Raw genomic sequence first — 13,401 nt, forward strand, 5'->3', positions numbered from 1 at the left:
CCCAGCAACCTCGCGCGAGGTTGCTGGGCCGCCGTCAGGGTAGCAATTAGCGTTGGCGGGCTAGGCGGGCTACTTCGGAGACGAACCACTCGACCGCATAGACGGGGTCGCGTCCGCCGCCCTTGACGGCCGCATCGGCTTCGGCCGCGGCGATGAGCGACTGGCCCAGCGCCACCTCATTCCACCGCCGCACTTCCCGGCGGGCACGGTCGACCTGCCATGGCGCCATCTTCAGCTCCGAGGCCAGCTCTCCGCTGGTGCCGGAGAATCCCTGCACCTTCGCCATGCCGCGCAGCTTCATCGCCACGGCCGCCACCAGCGGGACCGGATCGGACCCGGTCGACAGCGCATGCCGGAGCAGACTGAGCGCGTTCTTCGCGTCCCCGGCAACTGCCGCATCGGCGACCTTGAAGCCGGTGGCCTCGACCCGGCCGCCGTAGTACTGGTCGACGACCTCAGCGGTGATCGTGCCTTCGGTGTCTTCGATGAGCTGGTCGACCCCGGCATTGAGTTCGGCAAGGTCGGAGCCCAGCGCGGACATGAGCGCAGCCATTCCCGCTTCGTCGATGCGCCGCTTCGCTGTCTTGAAACGGGTCTGCGCGAACTTCCCCCGATCGCTTTCGTTCTTCAGCACCGCCGCGTCGATGCGCGGGAAGCCTGCGGAGTCGATCTTCTTGACGAGTTTCGCTCCCCGGTTGCCGCCGGCGTGCAGCAGCACCACGACGGCGTCATCGTTCGGGGCATCGAGATAAGCCAGCGCGTCGTTGAGGAAATCTTCCGAGCACTTCTCGACGGCATCGACGACGATGAGCTTCGAGGAGGAGAACAAGGACGGTGACGCCGCCATCGCCAGCTCACCGGCCTGGTATCCGGCAGCATCGAACTCGATCTCCTCGGGATCCTGCTTCCGTGCAGCCGATACGATGCGGTCCTTAGCCATGCGCACGAGTACCGATTCGCCACCGGAGATCATGACGACAGGGGCCGGTTTCGCCGAGCTCCACGGGATCAGGGTCTTCTTCACTGCCATGGACCCCAGCCTATCGCGGCCGTCCGACACGACCGACATGACGGACCCTCACTCACGGGCTCACCCCTTGTCCTCGGGACAGTCGTGTCCGGTGCTGAAGCGACTCTGCGCGTAGAGAGCGACCGAACCGCAGTGATCGGTGCGCAGCACGGGCACGGGGCCGAAGGCCCGCAGAGACTTCTCGCTCGGATGTCCATAGCTGTTCTCCCCCACAGAGACGACACCGAGACCGGGTGCCGCGGCGGCGAAGAATTCGGGTGCCAGGTCGGAGGATCCGTGGTGCGGCGCGACGAGCACATCGACCGGCTGGACCTGCTGGGCCAGCACGTACTGCTCCTCGGCTCCGACGTCGCCGGGCAGCAGGGTGCTCAGCCCCTCCTGCTCGACCCGCACCACCAGGGAGTCGTCGTTGCGCAGCTCTTCATCCTCCGCCGCGGGCACCGACCGCACCGGAGGCCACAGCACCTCAAGACTGGCCGAATCGAAGTCGAGCGTCTGGCCACGGTGGGTGGGGACCACCTCGGCGCCGGTGTCAGCGCTCACGCGCTCTGATTCGGGCGAGGCAGCGACATTCGCGGAGACGTACAGACGGTCGACCCTGCGCCCCCACGTCGTGCCCGCGTAACCGGCGAAGTGGTCGGCATCGAAGTGGGAGATGAGCAGATCGAACTCTTCGATCCCGGATGAGTCGAGGCAGGTGTCGATGGGTTTCGGCTCGCGCCCCGTGTCGACGACGAGACCGCGACCGCCACCGAGGTTGATCACCGCGGCCGACCCCTGACCGACATCGCAGACGAGAATCAACCAATCCGCGGCCGGCGGCTTCGACCTCACCGAAACGATGACGGCGGCGGTGAGCAGGCAGCACAGAACGAGGACGGGCAGACCCCAGAGCCGCCGGCGCACGAGCATCCATGTTCCGGCCACGGCAAGGACCAGCAGCCCGAGTGCCAGCATCGTTCCGACCGGCGGCACCGGCCAGTCCAGTGCTGCTCCCGGCAGTGCAGCGCAGAATCGGGCGACGAGGACGATCCACCACGCAGGGAAGCACCCGACCCAGGCCAACAGAGCCGAGGCGAAGTCTGCTCCCGGCAGTCCGGTCGTCCCGATGCCGGTGGTCACGAGGCTGAGGAATCCTGCCACCGTCGCCGGCATGACCGCGGGCGCGGCAAGGGCGTTCGCGGCCACCGACCAGAGTCCGATCCGCGGATCGATCGCCACGAGAACCGGGGTGCACGCCAGTTGGGCGACGAAGGGGACGATGAGCGCGGTGACGAGCACCGTGGGCGCCAGCGGCAGGTGCACGGCGAGGCGGCGCAGCAGGATCGGGACGACGAACATGATCGCGGCCGTGGAGACCACGGACAGGACGAACCCCACCGAGGTGGCCAGGATGGGGACGAAGGCGAGAAGCAGGCTCGCCGTCGAGCACATGACCGCGACCGGCGAGATCCCGCCGCCGCGCAGGAACACGAGTGCCGCGGCGATCGCCATTCCGGCGGCGCGGATGGCGCTGGGTTCGAACCCGACGATGAAGACGTAGCCGAGGCAGGTGAGCACCCCGACGCTCACGCGCAGTCGCGGTCCGGCTCGGCAGGCTCCGGCGAGCAGTCCGGCACCGAGGCTGACGATCGTGACATTGCTGCCCGACACGGCCGAGACATGGGTGAGGGAGACGACGCGCATGTCATCGACCATCCGGTCGTCCTGCGGTGAGGTGTCGCCGACGACGAGTCCGGGCAGCAATCGGCCGCCGTCGTTGCCGGCGGCCAGCGAGTCAACCTGCAGTTCCGTGAGCAACGTTTCACGCCACCGCCACAGCCGGTTCGGTTCGGCCAGCACGTGTGGGGCTGCCTCGGTGGAGCGGATGTCGTCGAGGCGCGCCGTGTGCATCCGCACCCGGGCTCCGTCCGCGACGGTTTCGGGGCTGAGCACGTGGGTGAACCCGGTACGGGTGACCAATGTCAGTCGCGTCCATCCGGACGCCCCGGGTTCGCTGTGGCCGACGACGAGCCCCGTGGTCTCGGCCTCTGCGTCCGGCCCGTGGGCGGCGGCCAGGGCGGTGATCTGGATCGTCAGCAGGCAGGTGAAGACGAGGATTCCGACACCGAGGTGGTGGTGCCGTCGCAGGACGACGATCCCGACGATTCCGAGCACGGGGATGCCGAATAGCGCCCACGGTTCCGGTGACAGGAGCGCGCAGGCCCAGAGTCCGGCCGCACAGCAGAGGAGACGCACGGAGCCCGGCCACAGTGCCGCCTGTGCCCGCACCCAAGCAATGACGGACCCGGACCTCCTCCGCAGTGCGCTGCTGCTTCGCTCCCACCTCCGTTGCCCAGATCGTCGCGTACGCGGGAGCGAATTCGGACGCTCCGGGTCAGCCGACGATGACAAGGTCTTTGAGACTTTCGAAGGTCTTCGGTCCGATGCCTTTGACGAGCAGCAGGTCCTCGACACTGGCGAAGGGCTGCTGGCTGCGGTGGCTGATGATCGCCTCTGCCGTGACAGGGCCGACTCCGGGCAGGGTCTCCAGGGTGGTGGCATCGGCGGTGTTGAGATCGACCTTTCCGGCCCCGGGTGCCCCGCCGTTCGCCCCGGCAGATGCGTCGCCGGTTCCCGTAGAACCGTTGCCGGCCCCTCCTGCCGCTGCTCCCCCGGCTCCGCCCGAACCGCCACCCGGCCCAGTCCCACTTTGACCGGTTCCGTCCTCCCCGCTGCCTGCACCTCCGGGTGGTTCTTCTCCCTCCTGCGGGATATGGATCTGCTCACCGTCGGCGAGCACGCGCGCCAGATTCACCGCTTCGCCGTCGGCGCCGGGGCTGAGTCCGCCGGCGGCTTCGACGGCGTCTTGGACTCGGGCTCCCGCTTTCAAGGTGACCACAGAGGGAACGTTCACCGCCCCGGTGATGTGGACGATCACCTTCCCGTTCGCCTCGGCGCCCTTCGCCGAGGCGGCTCCTTCCTTGCCCTCGGCTCTTCCCACCGCCCCTGCGGCAGGTTTCGCACCCGTCTCCCCCGTTTCGGCCCCGCCCTCGGTCGCAGCCGACGATGGACCGGCGGCGGGGACTTGACCGCCGTCGCTGCCGCTGGTGCCCGGCGTCTGCTGCGGCGTGGGCCGGAAGAGGAAGAAGGCGAGAATGAGGATGCCGACCGTGGCGATGCCGAGCGCCGCGAGCACGGGCAGCCGCACTCGGCGGGGTTCGACGGGTTCCTCGTCACCGGCGGTATCTGCGGTATAGATGTCGCCCGGCACCCAACCGCCGCGCTCGGCGCTGGCGCCCAGGAGGCCGGCGAAACGATCATCCGGAGACACAGCCATGGTCCGAGGGTAGGGACTGGAGTCACGACTGGGCTATGACAGAGACCGAGCCTGTGGACAGGCCTTCTGCGTCCACAGGCTCCAGGGGTCAAGTCACACGATCGTCCCCAGGCCCGGATGCAGGCCCGGGTGTGTGAGTCAGGGTTTCGTCTGCACGGTCACTCCGACCGTGCCGGGCCCCACATGCGCGGTGATGATCGTCGACAGCGTCCTGAACGAGGGCTCGAATCCGAGTTCGCGGAGCCGTGAGCTCAGCAGCTCGGCGTCGGCTGCGTCCATCTCCCCTTCGGCGTTCTGCACCTCCACGTGCACGGTGTCCTCCGGGTCGGCCACCTCGGCGGCGGCCTGAACGGCGAGAGTGACGATCTTCTCCAGCGCTTTCGCGCGAGTGCGCACCCGAGCGAGCGGAACGACGACTCCGGCGTTGAGGCCGAGCACGGGAACGATCTGCAGGGCCCTGCCAAGCAGCGATGATGCGGCACCGATCCGGCCGCCTCGGCGCAGGAATTCGAGGTTGCCGGGGGCGAACACGGTACGGGTCTCTGCCGCGCACCAGTCGGCGATGGTTCCGGCGATCGATTCGGCGTCGTGCCCCTGCCGGATCCCGGCCACGGCCACGGACAGCGCCCCGGCCAATCCCGCCGAGGTGGTCCTCGAGTCGACGACATCAACGAGGATGTCCTCGGCCTCTGCGGCGGCGACCGCGGAATCGCGGGTGCCGGAAAGCTCCGCGGACATCGTCACGACGATGATGGCATCGGCCCCGTCCTCCCGCAGCCGCCCGTAGGCCTCGGAGAATTGGGTCGGGGTGGCCATGGAGGTCGTGACCTCGACACCCTCGGTCATCTTCGCGCACAGATGCCCGGCATCGACCTCACCGTCGGCGAAAGCGACTCCGCCGATGAGCACGGTCAGCGGCACCACGGCGAAGAGGCCGCCGGTGGCCTCGCCCAGCTCTTCGCGTTCGCTTGCTGAGAGCTGCGCCGTGGAGTCGGTGACCAGCCCGATTCTCATGGACGGCCCAGGGCCCGGTAGGTCCAGCCCGCTGCACGCCACAGTTCAGGAGTGAGCACATTGCGACCGTCGACGAGCACCTTCCCGGTCACGAGCTCAGCGGTCGCCGCTGGGTCGAGGTCGCGGTATTCGCGCCATTCCGTCAGCAGCAGCACGGCTTCGGCCCCGGTGATCGCCTCGGCGGTGTCGGCGACGTAGTCGAGTTCGGGGAACGACTTCTGCGCATTGCCGATCGCCTGCGGGTCGGTGACCGTGACCAGCCCGCCCTGGGTGGCGATGAGTCGGGCCACGGCCAGTGCCGGGGAGTCACGGACATCGTCGCTGTCGGGCTTGAAGGCGGCACCGAGGATGGTGATCTTCTTGCCGATGAACGACCCGCCCAGGGCGTCGCGGGCGATGTCGACCATCCGGACACGCCGGCGCATGTTGATCGAGTCGATCTCCTTGAGGAAGGCCACCGCCTGATCGGCGCCGAGCTCGCCGGCCCGGGCCATGAAGGCGCGGATGTCCTTGGGCAGGCAGCCGCCGCCGAAGCCGAGTCCGGCGTTGAGGAACTTGCGTCCGATCCGGTCATCCATGCCGATCGCATCGGCGAGCTGGGTGACATCGGCGCCCGAGGCTTCGCAGAGTTCGGCCATGGCATTGATGAACGAGATCTTCGTGGCCAGGAACGAGTTCGCCGCAGTCTTGACCAGCTCGGCGGTCGCGAAGTCCGTGATCATCCGCGGGGTGTCGTCGGCGAGGATCGAGGCGTAGACCTCGTCGAGAGTCACGGACGCAGCCTGCCCGGGCTCACCGTCGGCGACTCCGTAGACCAGACGGTTCGGGTGGAGAGTGTCTTCGACGGCATGGCCTTCACGGAGGAACTCCGGGTTCCACATCATCGCGGCTCCGGTGTCGGCGATGATTCCGGCCAGACGCTCGGCGGTGCCCACGGGAACGGTCGACTTTCCCACAACCACTGACGTCGAAGTCAGGTGCGGGTGCAGCGATTCCACGGCCGCATCGACATAGGTGACATCGGCGGCGAACTCGCCCGGCTTCTGCGGGGTGCCCACGCACACGAAGTGCACGGTGGCGTCGGCAGCGCGGGAGACGTCGGTGGTGAACTCGAGCTTTCCGCGTTCCTGAGCCTTCACGAGGAGTTCACTCAGCCCCGGTTCGAAGAACGGCGGACGGCCCGACATCAGCGCCTCGACCTTCTCGGTGTCGACGTCGACTCCCGTGACCTCATGACCCAGGGACGCCATGGCCGCCGCATGGACCGCGCCCAGATATCCGCAACCGATGACTGAAATCTTCAAACCGAGCTCTCCTGGCAGTTGGCATGCGTTTTCGACCACACTATATGCCACCCGGTTCCACGATATGTGGAGGTTGAAACAGTAGGCTTGGAATTGTGAAGCGTTTCCTTGATTTCCTCACCAACTCACCGGCCGCCGTGACGTTTGCGGTGCTCACCGTGCTCGGCGTCATCGCCTTCGCCATTCCCGGGCTGCACTCCGCTGCCTGGATCATCGGACTCGTGCTGTGCCTCGGCGTGATCGCCGCACTGCTGATGTTCCACGGCGAATGGCGCCGTGCCCAGCAGCAGATCGATGCGCTGCGGCAGCAGCTCAGTGTCGAGCGCGGGCGGATGGACACGCTCGGGCTGACCCCGGTGGAGGACGCGGTCGAACTGCTTCCCGATGAGCGTCGCGCCCGCCGCATCCTCGAACTCATCCCGGACTCGTCGGGTCTCGTCCAGTCCCTGCGGCTGGATGCGACCTTCGCCACCGTCGCCGTCGATGAGCTCGAACCGCTCACCACCTTCTGCGCCGAGTTCAAGAAGGCCAGCTTCGACAATCCGCGCTCGCACACCGCGTTCATGAACCTCTATCGGGCCGCCGAGGGGCTGTCGCTCTGGGTGGAGGAGGAGACTCAGGTCTCCCCCGATGATTCCGGGATCCGTGAGATCCGCCCCGGAGATGCCCGCAAGGACGGCTGGCGCGGCTACACCGAAGCCCAGAGCCGCGGCGAACGCCTCAGCGACGACTTCGTCTCCTCCCGGTGGGAGTTCAACCAGACGGCCCTCGAACTCGGACTCGTCTCGGGCACCCCGCCATTCAACGACTGAAGGGCCGATCAACAGGTGAGGGCCCTCAGAGATTGAGGGCCCTCACCTGTTTCACGTGTTCACCTGTTCGGCTCAGTGCCGGATCCACCAGGTATCCGTCGGAGCCACAGGGGTCCGCCGTTTGTGCTCCGAACGGCGGTACTTCTCGATGAGCGCCGAGGCGGCCGCGGGCTCGATCTCCTTCCCCTCGAGGAAGTCATCGATCTGGTCGTAGCTCAGACCCAGCGAGGATTCGTCCGTCTGCCCCGGTTCGTCATCGAGCAGATCCGCGGTCGGAACCTTGACGATGAGATGGTCGGGAGCACCGAGGTGACGCAGCAGTTCCCGTCCCTGCCGTTTGTTCAGACCCGCCAGAGGGATGACGTCGGCCGCACCGTCACCGAACTTCGTGAAGAACCCGGTGACCGCCTCGGCGGCGTGGTCCGTGCCGACGACGAGCGCCTTCTTCTCCCCTGCCAGCTCGAACTGGGCGATCATCCGCATCCGGGCCTTGACGTTGCCCTTGCCGAAGTCGGTGATCGGCTCTCCTGTGGCCTTCTCGTATTCCTCGGCGGCCGCATCCGTGGCGGCGCCGATATTGATCGCCAGCTCATGGTCGGCGGCAATGAAGGACAGAGCATCCTGAGCGTCAGACTCATCGGTCTGCACATGATGAGGCAGGCGCACGGCCCAGAACTCGGCCTCGGCACCGCGACGGCGCAGGTCCTCCACCGCCAGTTGGCAGAGCCTGCCGGCCAGGGTGGAGTCCTGTCCGCCGCTGATGCCGAGCACGAGTCCTCTGACCCCGGTGGTGAGCACATAGTCGACGAGGAACTCGACACGGCGGGCGATCTCCGTCGCCGGGTCGATCTGCGGTCGCACGCCGAGGGCGTGCCGGATCTCGTCTTGGACTCTGTCGTTCGTCATGCTCTCACCAGTCGTAGTCGAAGGGGCGATGCGCCAGTGCCCGGCGCCCGTACCCATGCAGTCTCCCAGAAGCTGTGTTACGACGAAGTATCGCCGTCACCTCAGGCGTCGGGAACGATGTTGACGAGCTTCGGTGCGCGCACGATCACCTTGCGCACTCCGGCTCCGCCGAGGGCCTTGACGGCGTTCGGCGATTCGAGAGCCAGCTTCTCCAGCTCGTCTGCCGCGATGTCCGGGGACACCACGAGACGTGCACGCACTTTGCCCTTGACCTGGACCACACAGGTCACGGTCTCGGCGACGAGGTGGTTCGGATCCGCCTCGGGGAAGGCCGCATAGGTGACCGTCGACTCGTGTCCGAGACGTGACCACAGCTCTTCGGCCAGGTGCGGGGCGAACGGCGCGAGCATGATCGTCAGCGGTTCGAGGACGTCCCGGGTCGCGCCGCCCTGCTTGGTGGCGTGGTTGGTGAGCACGATGAGCTTGGAGATCGCGGTGTTGAACCGCAGATGGTCCATGTCCTCGCGCACGCCGTCGATGACCTGGTGGAGGACCTTGAGCGATTCGGCGTCGGCCTCACCGTCTGCGACCACGGACTCACCGGTGGTCTCATCGACGAAGAGTCGCCACACGCGCTGCAGGAACCGCTGGGCACCGACGACGGCGCGGGTGTCCCAGGGGCGGTCCTGTTCCAGCGGACCCATCGACATCTCGTAGACGCGGAAGGTGTCGGCGCCGAAGGCGTCATACATTTCGTCGGGCATGACGGAGTTCTTCAGCGATTTGCCGATCTTTCCGTACTCCCGGTTGACCTGTTCGCCGTTGTACCAGAACGTCAGTTCACCGTTCGATTCGGTTCTCTCCTCCACCTCGGCGGCGGGGACGTAGACGCCGCGGGAATCGGTGTAGGCATAGGCCTGGATGTATCCCTGGTTGACCAGACGGTGGAACGGCTCGGACGAGGAGATGTGCCCGAGGTCGAAGAGGATCTTGTGCCAGAAGCGGGCATAGAGCAGGTGGAGCACAGCGTGTTCCTGTCCGCCGACGTAGAGGTCGGCGCCACCGCGCGGTTTCGAGGCCCGCGGTCCCAGCCAGTACTTCTCGTTGGCGGGGTCGACGAGGCGTTCGTCATTGTGCGGATCCGCGTAGCGCAGCTGGTACCACGACGACCCGGCCCAGTTGGGCATCGTGTTCGTCTCACGCTGGTAGGTCTTCGGACCGTCACCGAGGTCGAGCTCGATGCTCGTCCATTCCTGATTCCGGCTCAGCGCCGGTTCGGGACGGCTGTCGGCATCGTCGGGCGCGTAAGTCCGCGGGGCGAAGTCGTCGACTTCGGGCAGCTGGACGGGCAGCATCTCGTCGGGCAGAGCGATCGGGGTGCCGTTCTCGTCGTAGACGATCGGGAACGGTTCGCCCCAGTAGCGCTGGCGAGAGAACAGCCAGTCGCGCAGGCGGTACTGGGTGGACTCGGTGGCCAGTCCCTTTCCCGCCAGCCATTCGGTGACCTGGGCCTTCGCCGCGTCGATCTCGAGGCCGTTGATGTCGATCTCGGCGTTGGACGAGTTGATCATCACCCCGGTGCCGGTGAACGGCGCGTCCTCGTCGTGGTCGGCCGGAGGCTGCACGGTGCGGATATAGGGCAGTCCGAAGGCCTTCGCGAAGTCCCAGTCACGGGCGTCTTCGGCCGGCACGGCCATGATCGCTCCGGTGCCGTATCCCATGAGCACATAGTCGGCGATGAAGATCGGAATCTGCGCCCCGGTGGCCGGGTTGAGCGCAAAGGAGCCGGTGAAGATGCCGGTCTTCTCCCGGCTCTGCTGCCGGTCGGCGTCGGTCTTGGCCGCAGCGGCGCGCTGGTAGGCGGCGATCGCCTCGGCGGGGGTGGCCTCTCCCCCACGCCACGACTCTGGTGTGGACTCGTCCCAGACCTGTGCGGTCAGCTCGGCGACCTGCGGGTGTTCGGGGCTGAGAACGAGGTAGGTAGCGCCGAACAGGGTGTCCGGGCGGGTGGTGTAGACCTCGATGTCGGAAGCATCGTCACCGGCGACGGGCAGGCGCAGCAGGGCGCCCTTCGACCGGCCGATCCAATTGACCTGCATGGCGTGGATGGCATGCGGCCAGTCGAGTGCGTCGAGGTCGTCGATGAGGCGATCGGCGTACGCAGTGATGCGCATGTTCCACTGGCGCAGGCGGCGGGTGAAGACCGGGTAGTTTCCGCGTTCGGACAGCCCCTCGGCGGTGACCTCTTCATTGGCCAGCACGGTGCCCAGCCCCGGGCACCAGTTGACCGGGGATTCGGAGACGTAGGCGAGGCGGTAGCCCTGCAGGACGTTCTCTCGCTCCGCCGAGCTCAGCTGTGACCAGGCGCGACCATCGGGTGTGGCGCGGGCACCGGAGGCGAACTGCTCGATGAGCGTGTCGATCGGACGGGCCGCGCCTTTGGCCTCACCATCGGGGGTGGTCGCCTCGGTGTCGTACCAAGAGTTGAAGATCTGCAGGAAGATCCACTGCGTCCATTTGACGAATTCGTCGTCTGTCGTGGCGAAGCGACGGCGCACATCGTGGGCCAGCCCCAGGCGACGCAGCTGCTCGGTCATGTTCGCGATATTGGCATCGGTGGTGATGCGCGGGTGCTGCCCGGTCTGCACCGCGTAGAGATCGGCGGGCAGTCCGAAGGCGTCGTAGGACAGGGCGTGCATGACGTTGTGTCCTCGCATCCTCTGGTAGCGGCCGTAGACGTCGGTGCCGAGGTAACCCAGCGGGTGGCCGACGTGCAGTCCCACACCGGAGGGGTACGGGAACATGTCCATGATGTACAGGGACTCGCGCTCGCCGAGGTCGGCCGGCGGACCAAAGGGCGACGAAGCATCCTGGGAGTCGAGCTCGCCGAGATCTCCGGTGGGGTTCGGGGTATGGAACGTGCCCGATTCCTCCCAAGTGCGCTGCCAAGACTTCTCGATCTTTTCGGCCAGCGCCGCATCATAGCGGAAACCGGTCTCCTCAGGGTTCGTCGTCATTACCTTCCTTCGCAGAACAGACGTGAGCGGGTTCTGCCCATCGTACTCTGAACGCCCCCTGATTCGACTTGGTTAGACTGCTCACAGGTCAGCGGAGGCCGGTTATCTCGGCAAACGTGATCGATTTCACTGAGACCGGCCGAACTGTAAGATAACCGAGCAGTAACTTAAGTCCTCGAAGGAGACTCATGAGCTCAACGACCATGCCGCAGTCGTCAACACCCGTCGTCGGTTTCGAGGTCGATACCGCCTCGTCGACCACCGATGTCTTCCTCAGCACAGTCGCTGAGAACCCCAGCCGCCCTCTGGTCGCCAAGCCCGACGGAGACGGTTGGAACGAACTGACCGCGGCCGAATTCCTCGCAGAGGTCAAGGCGGCCGCGAAGGGGCTCATCGCCTTGGGCGTGGAAGTCGGTGACCGGATCGCGATCTTCGGCCCCACCTCCTACGAGTGGACGCTCAGCGACTATGCCATCTGGTACGCCGGTGGAATCTCCGTGCCGTTCTACGACACCTCTTCGGAGAGCCAGCTCAGCTGGATGCTCACCGACGCCGATGTCGCTCGCGGGCTCGTCGCATCACGCGAGCATGCCGATCGGGTGCGGGCGGCGGCCGAGACCGCCGGACGGGAAGAACCGGCCCTGCGGGTCTGGGACGAAGACGCTTTCGCCGATCTCGCCGAAGCCGGCAAGGCCGTCGCCGATGAAGAGCTCGAAGCCGCTCGCTCGCAGGTCGGCTCCGATTCCGTGGCGACGATCATCTACACTTCCGGCACCACCGGAAAGCCCAAGGGCTGCGTGCTCACGCATGCGAACTTCGTGCAGACCGCCCAGGCCGCTCGTCACCAGATCCCCAGCGTTCTCGACACGAATATGCGCTGCCTGCTGTTCCTGCCGCAGGCGCACGTCTTCGCCCGGTTCATCGAGGTCCTGGCCATCAGCAACGGTGCGCTGCTCGCCCACCAGTCGGATCTGACGAAGCTCACCGACGCCATGGGCAGCTTCCGTCCCTCGTTCATCCTCGGTGTGCCCCGTGTCTTCGAGAAGGTCTTCAATTCCGCGCTGGCGAACGCTCAGGCAGGCGGGAAGGAGAAGATCTTCCGCCGTGCCGAGCAGGTCGCAGTCGCCTATTCGAAGGCACTCGACACCGGCAAGGTGCCGACCGGTCTCAAGCTCCAGCATGCCCTGTTCGACAAGCTCGTCTACTCCAAGCTGCGTGCGGTCATGGGCGACAACGTCACTCATGCGGTCTCCGGCGGCGGTGCGCTCGGCGCTCATCTCGGACACTTCTTCCGTGGACTCGGCATCATCGTTCTCGAAGGCTACGGACTCACTGAGACCACGGCACCGATCACCGTCAATATTCCGGAGAAGTCAAAGATCGGAACTGTCGGCGTTCCGTTGCCGGGCGCCTCGGTGGCGATCGCTCCCGACGGCGAGATCTTGGCCAAGGGTGCGCCGGTCTTCCGCGAGTACTGGAACAACCCCGAGGCCACAGCCAAGGAGTTCCACGACGGCTGGTTCGGCACCGGTGACCTCGGCTCACTCGATGACGACGGCTACCTCACGATCAACGGCCGCAAGAAGGAGATCATCGTGACTTCCAGCGGCAAGAACGTCGCCCCGGCTCCGCTCGAGGATGTGCTGCGTCGCCACCCGATCATCGGCCAGCCGGTGCTCGTCGGCGAGAACCGCAAATTCGTCTCGGCGCTGATCTTCCTCGATTCGGAGATGCTGCCGGGCTGGCTGAAGAACCACGATCTGCCTCAGATGGATCTGCGCGAAGCCGCCGAGGACGATGCGGTCCAGGCCGAAGTGGCCAAGGCCGTCGAACAGATGAACAAGACAGTCTCGCGCGCCGAAGGGGTCAAGAAGTTCACAATCCTGCCGATCGAACTCAGCGAGGAGAACGGCTACCTCTCTGCCAAGCAGTCGGTCAAGCGTCATCTCATCAATAAGGACTTCGCCGCCGATATCGACGCGCTCTACGCCGGCTGAGG

Annotated in this window: 9 protein-coding genes; 2 read left to right on the top strand and 7 right to left on the bottom strand. The window is 66.4% G+C overall.

What is annotated here, in order from left to right; all coding sequences use genetic code 11:
• Positions 1 to 46 precede the first annotated feature (46 nt).
• The 5 genes from holA to AC2W7L_RS16055 form a co-directional block, all read right to left on the bottom strand.
• A complete protein-coding gene (holA, locus tag AC2W7L_RS16035; protein ID WP_486005238.1) occupies positions 47 to 1,030 on the bottom strand; it encodes a DNA polymerase III subunit delta in 984 nt (327 codons plus the stop codon).
• A 60-nt stretch (positions 1,031 to 1,090) separates the two neighbouring features.
• Positions 1,091 to 3,301: a ComEC/Rec2 family competence protein gene (locus AC2W7L_RS16040; protein WP_486005239.1), complete on the bottom strand. Its 2,211-nt coding sequence runs from the start codon at positions 3,299 to 3,301 to the stop codon at positions 1,091 to 1,093.
• 106 nt (positions 3,302 to 3,407) lie between these two features.
• Positions 3,408 to 4,349, bottom strand: coding sequence for a ComEA family DNA-binding protein (locus AC2W7L_RS16045; RefSeq protein WP_486005240.1), 942 nt, complete (start codon positions 4,347 to 4,349; stop codon positions 3,408 to 3,410).
• Positions 4,350 to 4,487: 138 nt separating this feature from the next.
• On the bottom strand, positions 4,488 to 5,363 hold the full coding sequence (locus tag AC2W7L_RS16050; RefSeq protein ID WP_486005241.1) for a DegV family protein: 876 nt from the start codon (positions 5,361 to 5,363) through the stop codon (positions 4,488 to 4,490).
• Entirely contained in the window at positions 5,360 to 6,667 is a 1,308-nt protein-coding gene (locus tag AC2W7L_RS16055; RefSeq protein WP_486005242.1) for a UDP-glucose dehydrogenase family protein, read from the bottom strand. The genes AC2W7L_RS16050 and AC2W7L_RS16055 overlap by 4 nt, the downstream gene beginning before the upstream one ends.
• Before the next feature lie 95 nt (positions 6,668 to 6,762).
• Between AC2W7L_RS16055 and AC2W7L_RS16060 the strand changes: the two genes are divergently transcribed.
• Positions 6,763 to 7,479: a hypothetical protein gene (locus AC2W7L_RS16060; RefSeq protein ID WP_486005243.1), complete on the top strand. Its 717-nt coding sequence runs from the start codon at positions 6,763 to 6,765 to the stop codon at positions 7,477 to 7,479.
• 72 nt (positions 7,480 to 7,551) lie between these two features.
• Here the strand turns inward: AC2W7L_RS16060 and nadE are convergent, their stop codons facing one another.
• Both nadE and leuS read right to left on the bottom strand, forming a co-directional pair.
• On the bottom strand, positions 7,552 to 8,385 hold the full coding sequence (gene nadE, locus AC2W7L_RS16065; protein WP_101553425.1) for an ammonia-dependent NAD(+) synthetase: 834 nt from the start codon (positions 8,383 to 8,385) through the stop codon (positions 7,552 to 7,554).
• A gap of 101 nt (positions 8,386 to 8,486) precedes the next feature.
• On the bottom strand, positions 8,487 to 11,402 hold the full coding sequence (gene leuS, locus AC2W7L_RS16070; protein WP_486005244.1) for a leucine--tRNA ligase: 2,916 nt from the start codon (positions 11,400 to 11,402) through the stop codon (positions 8,487 to 8,489).
• A 188-nt stretch (positions 11,403 to 11,590) separates the two neighbouring features.
• On the opposite strand from leuS, the gene AC2W7L_RS16075 reads away from it, so the two are divergent.
• On the top strand, positions 11,591 to 13,399 hold the full coding sequence (locus tag AC2W7L_RS16075; protein ID WP_486005245.1) for an AMP-dependent synthetase/ligase: 1,809 nt from the start codon (positions 11,591 to 11,593) through the stop codon (positions 13,397 to 13,399).
• Positions 13,400 to 13,401 lie beyond the last annotated feature (2 nt).

Source organism: Brevibacterium sp. LAARM3_SD1, from assembly GCF_057364765.1.